The organism is Arthrobacter sp. W4I7, from assembly GCF_030816215.1.
Taxonomy (GTDB): Bacteria; Actinomycetota; Actinomycetes; order Actinomycetales; family Micrococcaceae; genus Arthrobacter; species Arthrobacter siccitolerans_A.
Map to the genome: position 1 here is coordinate 4,433,093 of NZ_JAUSXU010000001.1, position 13,933 is coordinate 4,447,025.

The window sequence follows — 13,933 nt, forward strand, 5'->3', positions numbered from 1 at the left end:
CGCGTTAAGCGAGGGCACACGCAGCCTCGCCCGGATTAGCATTAGGTTCATGGCCGCCAATGAAAGTTCTGCCCTGCACACCGGGGTGGGCCCGTCAGGCAATACGAAGGCTGCCGGCCAGCTTATGGCCATGCTCGATAGCGGTATTTCCGCGGCTGAATTGGAGACAAGGCTCTCCGACTGGCTGGACGCCGGAGTCATCGACCAGACCAGCGCGGCGGCCGCACGCCGCCTCAACGCCCGGTTATGGGAGGCGAGCCGCCGGGAGGGCCTGCTTCGCGTCCTCTACGATACGGCCACCGACTTGACGGGCATACGTGATGTCGAGGCGGTGCTTAAGGCCATCGTCCGACGCACCCGGTCTTTGATCGGCAGCGACGTCGCCTACTTGAGCCTGAACGACTATGACACGGGCGAGTCCTATGTCAGGGTGACCGACGGTGCAACCACCGCTTTGTTCCGCAACATCCGCATGCCCCTGGGCGAGGGCGTGCTCGGCGCCGTGGCGACCGGTGAAGCACCTGCCCAGAGCGCCGACTACCTTTTGGACGAGTCCAAGTCCCATCTGGAATCGAGCGACACTGCTGTGGCAGCCGAGGGCGTCCGGGCAATCATGGGCGTCCCCCTTCGCGCAGAAGGAAAAGTCATTGGCGCGCTGCTGGTCGCCGACAGGCATGCGCACGATTTCAGCAGCGACGACGTGGCGCTCATGGAATCCATTGGTACACACGCGGCCGTCGCGCTGGAAAACGCCCGCTACTTCACAGAGATGGCCGATGCGCTGACGCGGCTGGACCAGGCCCAGCGGCAGAACCTGTCCCATGTACGGGCCCTGGAAGAGCTCTCAACCCTGGACCGGCGGCTCATGGAGACCCTGGCCTCAGCCGGCAGCCTGCCACACCTGCTCGCCCTGTTGACCGAGTCCCTGAGCGCCCCTGTTTTTTTGGTTTCACCCATGGGTGAGCCAATGGCAGGCATGGCAGCCAACCCCGACTTCGGAAGCCTTGCGGCCCTGAGCGCGGCCGAAGAGTCTGCCGTGAAGAGCTCGGCCATACAGTTCGAGGTCAAGAACAAGAAGTACACCGTGATGTCCGCCGTAGCCGGCGAGCAGCACCTCGCGTCCCTCATCGTCGCCGAGAAGCTCAGCGCGGCCCGGCTTGCGGTCTTGGAACGCAGCGCGCTGGTGCTCAGTGTGTCGCTGCTGTTTGAACGCACTTACCAGGACGCCCAATACCGGCTCCAGCTCGAACTCATTGATGACCTGCTCAGTCCCCATTCTGAACACGCTGCGGCGATGACCCGCAGGGCAGCGCAGTTCGGCTTGGCAAATCACCTTCAGCTCGTGGTGCGTGTCGTGGGAGTCACTGACGACCAGCGCCAACGGGCACTCTCCGTCCTCAGGCATCAACGCGAGACGGTCCCGGGGATCATCGCCCTGCATGAATCACACCTGTGCATTATTGAACCCGTGGAACGACACGACAGTGGCCGCGATGACGCCGGAGACACGGGCCGCGCCGGCCAGTCGATCGTTGATGAGCTGAAACGACGCCGCATCACTGCCACCGTCGGGTCATCAGAACCGGTGACAGGTTTTACCCGGCTCTCAACGGCCCACACCGAAGCCCACGCCGTCCTCCGCGCACTGCAGGCTCTCTCGCGCAACGGCGAGGCAGCGGACCGCGCCGCCCTCGGTACAGCGGGAATGTTGCTCGGAGCGATGGAGAGCCCCTTCGCCGGACAACTGCTCACTGCGCAGCTGGGACCACTCCTGAACTACGACGAGCGGCGCGGAACACAGCTGGTCCTCACCGCATGGATGTTCCACGAAAATGGCGGCGCCACCCAGGAAACGGCTGACGCTCTCCATATCCACACCAACACCCTGCGGCAACGGCTGGACCGTATCGACGCCCTGGTCGGCGCCTCCTGGCGCCGGGGTAGCCGGTCCCTCGACGTGCAAGTGGCGCTGCGCTTATGGCGGATGAAAGCAGCCGGCGTTGGCTCCGCCGGTTCCTGACCAACAGACCTGCCAGGCGCACAGCCGCCAAAGCACGTGGCACCGGCCCACATTCAAAGGGATTTTCTATGGCTTGAAACCACATGGTGAGTATCACTCGACTCTGGAATGCTGAGATCTGCGGCACCTTTCGAGCAGCCGCCCATCCCATCCCTAGGAGTTATTCACAATGTCGTGTGCGCACGCAGCGGGCATCCGTCCCGCAACTTTCGGCGTCCTCCGCCTGCCCCGGAGCGTCGTCGTCGGCGCCCAGCAGCGCTTCGCCGTCGCGAATATCGCAGCAGAATTCGGGACCAACGTCCTCGTCTGCACCGATCCGCGGCTGGCCGTCTCAGAGGAACTTTCCGCCCTTGTCCGCAGCCTTGAGGACCGGAATCTGACCGTACGGGTTTACGGGGACACCCAGGCCGAGCTTCCGACGCCGGGCATCCTGGCCTGCGTCGAGGAGCTCAAGGGCCAGGAGGTCGACGTCATCATCGGGTTCGGCGGCGGCAGCTGCATGGACATGGCGAAGGTCGTCTCGGTGCTGCTCACGCACGGCGGCAAGCCCAGCGACTACTACGGCGAATTCGCCGTTCCAGGCCCCACCAAGCCGGTCATCGCGTTGCCCACCACGGCGGGCACAGGCTCCGAAGCGACCGCAATCGCCGTCGTCTCAGATCCTGATCTAGGCATGAAGATGGGCATCTCGAGCCCGCACATCATCCCGTTCGCTGCGGTGTGTGATCCCGAACTCACCTATTCCTGCCCACCATCCTTGACGGCCGCAACCGGTGCGGATACGTTCGTGCACCTGGTGGAGTCCTTCACTGCCATCACCCGGGAGCCCACGTCCACCCTGGCCTCGGAACGGGTCTTCGTGGGCAAGAACATCCTGACGGACTCGATTGCCTTGAACGGCATCGGGCTGGTGGGCAGCAGCCTGGTTACCGCCTACAAGGACCCGGAGAACACCGAGGCCCGTGGCGGGATGATGCTCGCGGCGCTGTACGGCGGGATGGTCCTCAGCAATGCGGGAACCGCGGCAGCGCACGCCATTCAGTACCCGGTAGGCGCCCTCACGCACACCCCGCACGGTGTGGGCGTCGGCCTCCTGCTCCCCTACGTCGTCCGCCACAACTTCCAGGCAATCCAGCCGCAGCTGGCACAGATCGCTGAAGCCCTGGGGCGCGACATCCGCGGGCTGGACGAGCGCGCCGCCGCCGTCGCAGGCGTCGAGGCAATCGACGAGGTCATCGCCGCCATCGAGCTGCCCTCGACGCTGAAGGACCTTGGCGTGCAGGAAAGCGACCTCGCCCAGATCGCCAAGCTGTCGCTCAACTCCAAGCGGCTCATCGACAACAACCCGGTGCCGCTGGATCTGGACGCCGTAGCCTCCATCGTCAACGCCGCCTACGCCGGCGACCGCACCATCCGCTGATCAGCAACAAGGACCAATGATGACCCTTCTTTCAACCTCTGAACCGCTCGACATCGACGGCCTGACGGTGCCCCGCCAGCTGCTGGTTGCCGGGAACTGGCAGGACGCCAGCAACGCTGGCACCGTCGAAGTGATCAATCCCTCCGACGCTTCCGTCATCACCGACATCGCAGACGCCGACGTCGAGGACGGCCTCGCCGCCGTCGACGCCGCGGCGGTAGCCCTCCCGGAGTGGGCCGCGACCCCGCCCCGGCGCCGCGCCGAAATCCTCCGCCGCTGCTTCGACCTGATGACCGAGCGCAGCGAGGAACTCGCCCACCTCATCTCACTCGAAAACGGCAAAGCCCTGGCCGACGCCCGCGGAGAGGTGGCCTACGCCGCCGAATTCTTCCGCTGGTACGCCGAGGAAGCGGTCCGGATCATCGGCGATGTGTCCGTCTCGCCGTCGGGCGCCAACCGGATCCTGGTGCAGCACATGCCGATCGGCGTCTGCGTGCTGATCACCCCCTGGAACTTCCCGGCAGCCATGGCCACCCGGAAGCTCGCGCCGGCACTGGCCGCCGGCTGCACAGCCGTCCTCAAACCCGCCACGCTCACGCCGCTGACCACCCTGGCGATCGCCCAGCTGATGATCGACGCCGGTGTCCCGGCCGGTGTGGTCAACATCATCACCACGAGCAAAACCAGCGAGGTCATGACGCCCATCCTCGCTGACCCCCGGGTGCGCAAACTGTCCTTCACCGGCTCCACCAGCGTTGGACGCCACCTCCTCCGGCAGGCAGCGGACAACGTGCTCAAGTGCTCCATGGAACTCGGCGGCAACGCCCCGTTCCTGGTCTTCGACGACGCGGACCTCGAGCTGGCGCTCGACGGCGCCATGGTCGCCAAGATGCGCAATGGCGGCCAGGCCTGCACCGCGGCGAACCGGATCTACGTCCAGCGCGGCATTCACGACGAGTTCGCCCGCCGGCTCGCTGAACGGATGGGCGCCATGCGCGTAGGCCCGGGCACCGATCCCAGCACTGAGGTCGGTCCGCTCGTGGATGAGCCCAGCGTCCGCAAGGTCGACTCCCTGGTCCGCGACGCGGTCAGCCAGGGCGCCCGGCTCCTCGCCGGCGGCAAGGCCATCGACGGCGCCGGGTACTACTACCCGCCCACTGTCGTCACCAACGTCCCGCTGCAGGCCCGCATGATCAGCGAGGAAATCTTCGGACCGGTGGCCTCGGTCATCCCCTTCGACACCGAAGACGAAGTCATCGCCGCCGCCAACGACTCCGAGTACGGCCTCGCAGCGTACGTCTTCACCGAGGACCTTCGCCGCGGCCTCCGGGTTTCCGAACGCATCGAAAGCGGCATGGTAGCCCTCAACCGGGGACTCGTGTCTGACCCCGCAGCACCTTTCGGCGGCGTCAAGCAGAGCGGCCTCGGCCGCGAAGGCGCGCACCAGGGCCTGCTGGACTTCACCGAAACGAAATACATCGCCCTCGACTGGTAGCCCCTGCCGCTCCCCTTGCCTTCCATCCGAAAGAGAAGATTAATGACGATCTCCAACACCCAAGCCAAGAAGAAGGCGCCCTGGCGTGTTCCGGCTGCCAGCTTCATCGGCACCACCATCGAGTGGTACGACTACTACATCTTCGGTCTGCTCGCCGCGACCGGAGTCTTCAGCCGCCTGTACTTCCCGGAACAGGATCCGGCCACCGGCCTGTTGATGGCGTTTGTTACCTACGCGGTGGGCTTCGTTGCCCGCCCGTTCGGCGGCATGTTCGCAGGCCACTTCGGCGACAAGATCGGCCGCAAGCCGATGCTGGTGCTCTCCCTGCTCATCATGGGCTTCGCCACCCTTGCCATGGGAATGCTTCCCACCTACGCCCAGATCGGAGTCTGGGCTCCGATCCTGCTGACGGTTCTGCGCCTGCTGCAGGGCTTCGGCGCCGGAGCCGAGTGGGCTGGTGCTGCAGTCATTTCCATCGAACACGCCCCTGCCGGACGCAGCGGATTCTTTGGAAGCTTCACCCAGATGGGCGTGCCCGCGGGCATGCTGCTGGCCAACTCCAGCGTCCTTGCCGTCAAAGCAGCCGTACCGGCAGCAGAGTTCGACGCCTGGGCCTGGCGCCTTCCGTTCCTGCTCAGCGTTATCCTGATCGTCACCGGCATGGTGGTCCGGAACAAGCTTGAAGACTCCAAGGACTTCAAGGAACTTGTGGCGGCGAACCAGACCGCGAAGAAGCCCCTCGGCGAGGCCATGAAGAAGGAAACCAAGGGCATCTGGCTTGTGGTGGGCATGCGCCTGGCAGAAAACTCCGCGTTCTACCTGTACACGACCTTCTCCGTGGTCTACATCATGAAGACGTTCGGTGCTGAACGGGCCAACCAGGGCACCATGTCCGTTCTGATTGCCTCAGCCATCGGCGTCTTTGCCGTGCCGCTGTGGGCCATCCTCTCGGACAAGATCGGGCGCAAGCCGCTGTACCTGTTCGGGTCCATCGGCGGACTCCTGTTCTTCCCGCTCTACTTCGTCATGACGGATACCGGCAGCGCGCTGCTGGCAACGCTCGCCATCATTATCGGGCTGGCCGTCTTCCACAACTCGATGTACGGCCCCCAGGCCGCCTTCTTCGCGGAGCTGTTCTCCACCAAGCTGCGCTACAGCGGCGCATCCATGGGCTACCAATTCGGCTCGGTCCTGGCAGGCGGCATCGCACCGCTGGTCGCCGTGGCCCTGCTCACTGCCGGCGGCGGCAAGCCGGGCTGGGTGATCCTGTACTTCAGCATCATCGGGGTCATCACCGTTGTCGCGACCATCCTCGCACCGGAAACGCTGGCAAAACTGGACCGGCGCATCACCGCCGCCCAGGAACTGGACGAGAAAAACGCGGGCATCCCGCAAGACCGGGTCACCGCCAACTGATACACCCGTAAGTAAGGCAGGCGCCGTCTGGGTCCAAGGGAGATCTGGACGGCGCCCCTTTTTAAACTTCGAAGTTTGCCCGCGACTGCGGAATCAGTGGGGAGACTGCCTAGCAGTACCTGCGCCACGCTGAGTCCGGGATGAAGCACGCCCTGCCAGCCTGCAACCCCCTTGTATTAGCCGTTCAACTCGTGTTGAATATGACAAGTCAACACGAGTTGAACGAAGGAGTTCTTTACTGTGATCGCTTCCCCAACAGCGTCAACGCGCATAATTCTTGATACGGACATGGCAATGGGGGTGCCCGGTTCGGACATCGACGATGGATTCGCCCTCGCCCTTGCCCTTACTGAGCCGGATATCACCGTCGAAATGGTGACCACGGTGAATGGAAATGCCGATGTGGAGAGCGCCTCGTACCTGACCGGCGAGCTGTTGGACCGTTTGGGTGCACCGCATGTTCCGGTCGTGCAGGGGGCTGCAGCCCCTATTCAGTACCCTGACAAGTTTCGGTGTGCTCCTGAGAAGGTCCGGGCCGAGTTTGGCCACCGCAGGCCGCGCCGGGGGTATGCAGCCTCCGAGCTCGCCAAGCAGGCAGCGGAAGCGCCCGGGGAGCTGACGGTGGTGGCGATCGGTCCTTTGACGAACGTGGCGGCGGCGATCAATCTTGATCCTGCCTTCGCCCGCAATGTCAAAGAGATCGTCATCATGGGCGGCGTGTTCCTCGAGCACACCAATGTCTCCGGGATGCCGGGCGAGTTCAACTTCTGGATGGACCCTGAGGCGGCGGAAGCTGTGTTGCGTTCCGGGGCTGCCATCCGTCTCGTGGGACTGGATGTGACCCTGAAGGTCCAGCTCACGCGGGAGCACGCCGAGAAAATGCGGGCGGGTGCGAGCCGTTTTGGTTCTTTCGCCGGCGACTACACCATGGGATGGATTGACTATCTGGCCGTCAAGAACCCGGGGGATCCAAACGCCGGAAAGTCCTGCGCTATGCATGATCCGTTGGCTGTGGCCGCGGTGTCGAGGCCGGAACTCCTCACGTGGAAGGACGCCCACGTGGAAGTCGTCACCGGGCCGAGCATTGCCCGGGGAGTGGCCGTGGCAGATTTTCTCACCACTGATAACCCTCCTCAGCCCAACGTCAAGATCGCAGTGGATGTGGACGCGGATGCGTTCATCTCCCACTTCCTTGACCGTTTGTCCTCTGTCTAATCCCAATTTCCAGTGTTGATCCGGCACGAATACCGGATCCACAACATGAAGTCACGAACGGAGTTATTCATGCAACGACGCATTCGCCTCGCCAGCTCCCTGCTTGGCGTGGGCATCCTCCTCGCCACCGCCGGATGCAGTTCACCTGCCGGCACCACCCAAGGCGAGAACCAGGCTGACCAGGAGTGGAGCATCCCGGAAAAGGACCCCACGGCCACGATCAAAGTCCTGAGCCACCTCCAGCTCGAAAAAAATGGGATGCAGGGTGTGCTGGACGCTTTCAACAAGGAACACCCCAGCATCAAGGTCGAATTCGAAAGTGTTCCCTTTGACCAGCTCAACTCAGTTCTCGAAGCCAGGGTTTCCGCCAAAGACGGTAACCCTGATGTCTACTGGGCTGACATGCCCCGCCTTGCAGCTTTGACAGCGCGTGGTTACACCACTGATCTGACGAAGCAATTTGAGCCATACACGGACTCTTGGGACAAGGCTTCCATCGAAGGAAGCTCCGTCGAAGGCAAGCTGGAGGGAGTACCCATTGCCAACTCAACACAGTTGCTCTTTTACAACAAGGATCTTCTGGACAAGGCCGGGGTGGCATACCCCTCGGATGATGCCGAGAAGCGGGTTACTTGGGAGAAGCTGAGCAGCGATGCCAAGAAGGCTGTGGACGCAGGTGCTCCGAACGGTCTGGTCCTGGGACAGGTGGACCGGTATTACCAGCTCGAAGCCCTCCCTGTGTCCTTGGGCGGATCCCCTGGCGCAACGGGCGGCGGCAACCTCACTCCACCCGACATCACCTCTGAAGCCTGGGTTAAGTCCATGGGATGGTACGGCTCGATCTTCAAGGACGGGCTCTCCCCCAGGGGTGTTGGCGCCGAGCAAAGTGATCCTGACTTTTTGGCGGGTAAAACGGCATTCCAGGTCCAGGGCCCTTGGCTGCTGCCTGCTTTGCAGAAATCCAAGGTCAACTGGGGTGTAGCCCTGCACCCATATTTTGAGGACGGCAAGCCGGTAACGGCTTCGGGCTCCTGGGCGCTTTCGATGAACCCTTTCAGCCAGAAAAAGGAAGCCGCGGCGATCTTCATGAAGTGGATGTCTGTGGACAATGGCGGCGGGTACGCCATCAACGCTCCCACTCCGGAATTGCCGGCCAACGTGGAAGGCAAGGACGAGTACTTTGCCCGTAGCGTTTTCGCTTCAGAAGAGGGCAAGAAGGCCGCGAAGATCATTGACTACGAAACCGCGAACACCGGTATTACTCGCCTCTCCACAGTCGGCTACGTGGAATTCGAAGAAGTCATGGGGCGGGCGTTCTCTGACATCCGGAATGGCTCCGATCCGAAGGCGGCGCTGGAAACGGCGGCGGGCCAGCTCAACAAAGTCTGGGCACCCTACAAATAGGAGAAGTCGACCATGAACCGGGTCAAAATGTCGGACCGCTCCGCGGTCACTGGACAGAGCATAGGCCCTCAGCCAGGGCGCGGTCCCGCCGCGAAGCCGCTGGACCGCGCCCGTCCCGGAATGCGGACGAGGGGACGCTGGCTTCACGGGCAGCGCGCAGAGGTCATGTGGGCACTGATCTTCCTCGCCCCCGCTCTTATCGCCATCTTTGCTATGCGGGTGGCCCCCAGTGTGGGGGCGTTTGTTTCCAGCCTCTACAAGGGGTTGCCGGGAGGCGTGCAAAAGCCGCGCTTCAGCGGTTTGGACAACTACCAGGATCTCTTCACGAATCCGGCTTTTATCGACACTTTCGTGCGGACAATGGTGTTCAACGTCATCATCAATCCGCTGCAACTGGGACTCGCACTGCTCATCGCCGTGGTGATGACCCAGCGGATTGCCTTCCGCGGACTCTGGCGCACGCTTATCTTTATCCCGGCCACCATTCCCATCGTGGGTTCAAGCATCGCCTGGGGCGTCGCGCTGAGACCTGAAGGACCCATCAACGCCATTATTTCGGCCTTGGGAGGCAACCCGCAGCCCTTTTTCACCTCTCCCGACCAGGCGCTGGCATCAATCATTCTGGTCGCCTCCTGGATCGGTATCGGCTACTGGATGATCTTCCTCATTGCTGGCCTTGAAGCCGTGCCGGGTCAATACTATGAAGCGGCGCGCATCGACAGGGCAGGACCAATACGCACGTTCTTCTCGATTACCCTTCCCTTGCTCAAACGGCCGCTGCTGTTCGTGCTTGTCGCCAACACTGCGGCGAACTTCGTACTCTTTGTTCCCGTTCAGCTGCTCACCAGCGGCGGTCCCCAGAGCAGCACTACGCTGCTCATGTTCGACGCGTACCGCACTAGCTATGGCTACGGCAGCCGCAACCTCGGGGCCGCCGAAATCATTGTCCTTACACTCATCATGCTGTTCTTCGTGGCCCTCCAGTTCCGGCTCCTGCGCGAAGAGGCATCCTCTAGGAGCTCGAAATGAACTCAAACGCTGTGGAAGCGGCTCCGGTTCTGACGGCGCAGTCCCCTAGGCGTCCCTTTGTCGGCCTCCGAAAAACCCGGAGTGAGCGGAAGAACCCCTGGATGACTGCCGTCGCCGTCATACTCGGCATGATTTTCATCCTGCCTGCCGTTTGGATCCTGATCGGTTCCCTGCGTCCGAGTGAGGAAATCTTCGGCTCGCTCTACCCGCTTTCCTGGCGGATCCTGGTGCCGAGCCAAGTCTCGCTTAACAATTACGTGGAGCTCCTGAGAGGTGAATTCGGCCAGGCCCTGCTCAATTCCGCTGCTGTCTGCCTCGGAACGGTTGTGCTTGGTGTCGGAGTAAGCGTTCTTGCCTCCTACGCTCTGGCCGTCCTGCGTTTTCCCGGGAGATCGTTCACCTTCGCATTCGTCGTGATCAGTTTCATGGTCCCGTTCGAAGCGATCGCGATTCCGCTTTCACAACAGTTCACGGAATGGAACCTTGCCAACACCATGGCCGGACTGATCCTGCCCGGTATCGGCAACGGGCTGGCAATCTTTAATCTTCGGCAGTTCTTCCTTGGCATCCCGGAGTCCTTGCGCGAGGCCGCGAAGCTGGACGGGGCATCGGAACCGCGCATTCTCTGGTCGGTCTTTTTGCCCAACAGCGGTGCGGCCCTGACTAATAGCGCGCTGTTGATCTTCTTGGGACAGTGGACCGCCTATCTTTGGCCGCTCTTGGTGGTCAGTGATTCCCGGCTCCAGGTCGCGCCAGTGGCACTGGCAAAGACGTTCTCTGAGCACACCTCCGACTTCGGCCAGAACTTTGCCGGTGCCGTACTGCTGTCGTTGGTTCCTGCTTTATTGATGTTCACGCTACAGCGGTTCTTTGGGGGTCTCTCAACGACCAGCGGGGAGAAGTAAGTCATGCAAGAAGGCGCAGAGGTGCTTGTTATCGGTTCAGCCAACCTGGACTACATTGTTCAGGTTGCGGCGCCGCCGGCACCGGGTGAGACCGTACTGGCCAAAAACATGATCAAGCACCCCGGAGGCAAGGGTGCCAACCAGGCAGTTGCTGCCGCGAAGATGGGGGCTGAAGTCCGATTCGTAGGATGCGTCGGGGATGACAATGACGGCGCCCTCCTCTTAAGAGAGCTCCGCGCCGAAGGAGTCGACACCACCGCGGTGGAAATCGTTTCGCACGCACGGACGGGCTTGGCCCTGGTCTCGGTGTTCGACAGTGGAGAAAATTCCATCACAGTGGTTCCCGGGGCGAACTTTTCACTCCATCCGGGCCGGGTAAAGCGTGCCATTGCGGGTGGAGGCGCCAATGGCACCGGTGCAGTGGTACTCCAAGGTGAGGTCAAGAGCGAAATTATCGACGCGGCCGCGCAGGCAGCGGAAGCTGTGGGGGCAAGAGTTGTCCTTAACCTCGCCCCCTACCGTGCGGTGGCGAAAGAGAGTTTGTCCCTGTGCGACCCGCTTGTCGTAAACCAATCCGAAGCGGAGGCGATGGTGGGTTTCCAGATTCCGGAAGCTGCCGCAGCACAACAGGCGTTGACCATCCTTCTGGCTACTGTTCGTTCCGCTGTTATCACCTTGGGAGGGGCCGGTGCCTGCTGGGCGGATACGTCTGGCAGCGGTCACGTTCCGGCCCCGGAGGTGGAAGCGGTCATGGATACAACTGGCGCCGGAGATGCTTTCGTCGGAGCACTGGCGGCGGAGCTCTCAGCTGGACTGTCTCTTCGGCAGGCGACTGAGACCGGGGTGCGTGCCGGCAGTTTTGCCGTCGGCAGATTTGGTGCCCAATCTTCGTACCCGACACGTTCAGAACTGGGCATTTTGGCGTCCACGGAGACGGGGCAGAGAGTGCGGTGATGATACCGTGAGCGCTAAGTACAGCCAGCGGAGCTGATGCGGAACCCCCGGACAGGAACGCGACGGGTAGCAGGAGGATAAATGGCTACAAGGGCAGATGTGGCCCGAATGGCGGGAGTTTCCCCTTCGGTGGTCAGCTACGTGATCAACAAGGGTCCCCGTCCGGTTTCCCGGGAAGCAGGAGCGCGGGTAGCGGCGGCCATTGAGGCCCTTGATTATCGTCCTAACGCGATCGCTTCCGCGCTCCGTGGAGGATCCACAAAATCTATCGGCCTGCTCATGCCCAGCCCGGTAAATCCTTACTTCGCGGAGCTGGCAGACGCGATCGAGCGGAAACTGTTCGAGGCCGGCAACCTCCTGTCGATCGGCATCATTGACGACGACGCGGCGCGCGAGCGCATCCACCTGCGGTCCCTCATCGACCGCCGGGTGGACGGCATCATTCTCACTTCGTCCAGGGCGCTCCGCAGCCTAAGTGAAGCGCAGGACGACGTTCCGCCTGTTGTCGTTATTGACCGCCTTGAGACGAGCAGGCGCGTCTCGAGCGTCCATTCCGAGAACGTCCTCGATTCGGCATATGCTGTCGAGCATCTTCAGAGCTGGGGCCACAGCGTCATTGCATGCATCACAGGCCCCCGGCCGATACCCGTAAGTGCTGAGCGAATGCGCGGTTGGAGCGAGCAGCAGGCCCGCATGGGGTTTCCTAATGGCGCGCATTTGGTGGCTCATGCCGAATTCTCTACGCGGGGCGGAGCCGAAGCGGCGCATACCCTGCTGGCGCGTGGCGGGAGGGCAGCCACCGAGCCAGGGGGCCGCCCTACCGCCGTCTTCGTCACCTCCGACGCGCAGGCGCACGGGGTACTGCACGCCTGCGATGAGCTCGGCCTGCGCGTCCCACAAGACCTCTCAATCGTCAGCTTTGACGGAACACAATCCGCACGTTTCACGAGGCCGCCCCTTACCGCGATGCGCCAACCGATCCCTGAGATGGGAGCAACAGCTGCGCGCGTGCTCCTGGAGATGGTCGCTGACCCTTCACGCCCACCGCAAACGGCGGTTTTCCGCAGCAACCTTGTCCTTGGCGGCAGTTGCGCTCCGCCGCCGGAGGCCTGACACAGCCACCGCTGCCCTGTGTCAGCCCGTCGGCTGGTCGAGCCTGTCCCGTTCCTCAGCTCGCCTGTTCATCGAGAACACCATGCGAGCGAAACAGCTCGCAGATAACTGAGTGGTCAAGACGGCCGCCACCCCGCTGGACGACTTCTGCGAAAAGGGCAGTTGCTGCGGATGCTATCGGTAGCGTGGTCCCTACTTGCTCGGCCGATTCGGCAGCATAGCGAAGGTCCTTCAGCTGGTTGGTGGCGTTGCCTCCTGGTACATAAGCGCGTCCCAGGATATTGGACTTTTTCAGACGGAGGACGGCGCTGTCCGCCAGCCCGCCTTGCAGCACTTTTGTTAAGTCTGCAGGGTCCAGCCCGGCCCTTGCGGCCAGACCGTAGCTTTCAGCAAGAGCGGCCAAGGTCCCTGCCACTACGATCTGGTTGCACAATTTGGCTGTGCTCCCTGATCCCAGCGGCCCCATGTGCAGCACTGTTGAACCGATGGCGAGCAACAGAGGCCGGACGTATTCAAAGTCGGCTTCAGAGCCTCCGACCATGATGCTGAGGCTCCCTTCGCGTGCACCGGAGTCGCCGCCGCTCATGGGGGCGTCCATGACCACGACTCCTTGGGTACAAAGGTCCTCCGCGAGTAGGCGGACTTTAGAGGGCGAGGACGTGCTCATCACCAGCAGATAGGTTCCCGGGTTCAGAGCACGTCCCAGCGGTCTCGGTCCTTGTGACAAGACCTGACGAAGCTGGTCGACATCGGGAAGGACCGAAAGCAGGACTTCCGCGTGGATGTCAGCGGGGTCACCGGCTATCACGGCCTTGGTTCCGCGGAATTCCTCCAGCGGCTCCTCTGACCGGTTCCAGACGGTGGTCTGGTAGCCGGCCTTGAGCAGGTTCCTGGCGATGGGTGCGCCCATCGGCCCAAGACCGATTACTGCCGCCCGCAAGTCGCGGGTGTTAGGGGACATG

The 13,933-nt window shown here is 62.6% G+C and carries 11 protein-coding genes; 10 read left to right on the forward strand and 1 reads right to left on the reverse strand.

The features are described from left to right. Nucleotides 1–49 precede the first annotated feature (49 nt). The 10 genes from QF047_RS20160 (at nucleotide 50) to QF047_RS20205 (ending at nucleotide 12,971) form a co-directional block, all read left to right on the forward strand. Nucleotides 50–2,020, forward strand: a complete 1,971-nt coding sequence (locus tag QF047_RS20160; protein ID WP_307280779.1) for a GAF domain-containing protein — start codon at nucleotides 50–52, stop codon at nucleotides 2,018–2,020. A gap of 169 nt (nucleotides 2,021–2,189) precedes the next feature. Further along, complete coding sequence (locus QF047_RS20165; RefSeq protein WP_307280782.1) at nucleotides 2,190–3,440, forward strand: iron-containing alcohol dehydrogenase; 1,251 nt, start codon at nucleotides 2,190–2,192, stop codon at nucleotides 3,438–3,440. A gap of 19 nt (nucleotides 3,441–3,459) precedes the next feature. After that, nucleotides 3,460–4,935 carry an NAD-dependent succinate-semialdehyde dehydrogenase gene (locus QF047_RS20170; protein WP_307280785.1) on the forward strand — a complete coding sequence of 492 codons (1,476 nt, stop codon included), beginning with the start codon at nucleotides 3,460–3,462 and terminating at the stop codon, nucleotides 4,933–4,935. 42 nt (nucleotides 4,936–4,977) lie between these two features. Next, complete coding sequence (locus QF047_RS20175) at nucleotides 4,978–6,351, forward strand: MFS transporter (protein WP_306637291.1); 1,374 nt, start codon at nucleotides 4,978–4,980, stop codon at nucleotides 6,349–6,351. A 240-nt stretch (nucleotides 6,352–6,591) separates the two neighbouring features. Beyond that, complete coding sequence (locus tag QF047_RS20180) at nucleotides 6,592–7,566, forward strand: nucleoside hydrolase (RefSeq protein ID WP_307280789.1); 975 nt, start codon at nucleotides 6,592–6,594, stop codon at nucleotides 7,564–7,566. A 69-nt stretch (nucleotides 7,567–7,635) separates the two neighbouring features. Next, nucleotides 7,636–8,970, forward strand: coding sequence for a sugar ABC transporter substrate-binding protein (locus QF047_RS20185; protein WP_307280791.1), 1,335 nt, complete (start codon nucleotides 7,636–7,638; stop codon nucleotides 8,968–8,970). 165 nt (nucleotides 8,971–9,135) lie between these two features. Beyond that, nucleotides 9,136–9,999 carry a carbohydrate ABC transporter permease gene (locus tag QF047_RS20190; protein ID WP_307280794.1) on the forward strand — a complete coding sequence of 288 codons (864 nt, stop codon included), beginning with the start codon at nucleotides 9,136–9,138 and terminating at the stop codon, nucleotides 9,997–9,999. 101 nt (nucleotides 10,000–10,100) lie between these two features. Next, nucleotides 10,101–10,904 (forward strand): carbohydrate ABC transporter permease, encoded by an 804-nt coding sequence (locus QF047_RS20195; protein WP_307280796.1) that lies wholly within the window; start codon nucleotides 10,101–10,103, stop codon nucleotides 10,902–10,904. Nucleotides 10,905–10,907: 3 nt separating this feature from the next. Beyond that, nucleotides 10,908–11,858, forward strand: coding sequence for a ribokinase (locus tag QF047_RS20200; protein ID WP_307280799.1), 951 nt, complete (start codon nucleotides 10,908–10,910; stop codon nucleotides 11,856–11,858). A gap of 81 nt (nucleotides 11,859–11,939) precedes the next feature. Beyond that, complete coding sequence (locus QF047_RS20205; RefSeq protein ID WP_306637275.1) at nucleotides 11,940–12,971, forward strand: LacI family DNA-binding transcriptional regulator; 1,032 nt, start codon at nucleotides 11,940–11,942, stop codon at nucleotides 12,969–12,971. Nucleotides 12,972–13,026: 55 nt separating this feature from the next. On the opposite strand, the gene QF047_RS20210 is transcribed toward QF047_RS20205, so the two are convergent. Further along, on the reverse strand, nucleotides 13,027–13,932 hold the full coding sequence (locus QF047_RS20210) for an NAD(P)-dependent oxidoreductase (RefSeq protein ID WP_306637273.1): 906 nt from the start codon (nucleotides 13,930–13,932) through the stop codon (nucleotides 13,027–13,029). Nucleotide 13,933 lies beyond the last annotated feature (1 nt).

What these genes read in the sequence shown, in the direction of transcription:
- QF047_RS20160 (WP_307280779.1), top strand. Translation starts at nt 50, where the DNA reads ATGGCCGCCAATGAAAGTTCTGCCCTGCACACCGGGGTGGGCCCGTCA.
- QF047_RS20165 (WP_307280782.1), top strand. Translation starts at nt 2,190, where the DNA reads ATGTCGTGTGCGCACGCAGCGGGCATCCGTCCCGCAACTTTCGGCGTC.
- QF047_RS20170 (WP_307280785.1), top strand. Translation starts at nt 3,460, where the DNA reads ATGACCCTTCTTTCAACCTCTGAACCGCTCGACATCGACGGCCTGACG.
- QF047_RS20175 (WP_306637291.1), top strand. Translation starts at nt 4,978, where the DNA reads ATGACGATCTCCAACACCCAAGCCAAGAAGAAGGCGCCCTGGCGTGTT.
- QF047_RS20185 (WP_307280791.1), top strand. Translation starts at nt 7,636, where the DNA reads ATGCAACGACGCATTCGCCTCGCCAGCTCCCTGCTTGGCGTGGGCATC.
- QF047_RS20190 (WP_307280794.1), top strand. Translation starts at nt 9,136, where the DNA reads ATGTGGGCACTGATCTTCCTCGCCCCCGCTCTTATCGCCATCTTTGCT.
- QF047_RS20195 (WP_307280796.1), top strand. Translation starts at nt 10,101, where the DNA reads ATGACTGCCGTCGCCGTCATACTCGGCATGATTTTCATCCTGCCTGCC.
- QF047_RS20200 (WP_307280799.1), top strand. Translation starts at nt 10,908, where the DNA reads ATGCAAGAAGGCGCAGAGGTGCTTGTTATCGGTTCAGCCAACCTGGAC.
- QF047_RS20205 (WP_306637275.1), top strand. Translation starts at nt 11,940, where the DNA reads ATGGCTACAAGGGCAGATGTGGCCCGAATGGCGGGAGTTTCCCCTTCG.
- QF047_RS20210 (WP_306637273.1), bottom strand. Translation starts at nt 13,932, where the DNA reads ATGTCCCCTAACACCCGCGACTTGCGGGCGGCAGTAATCGGTCTTGGG.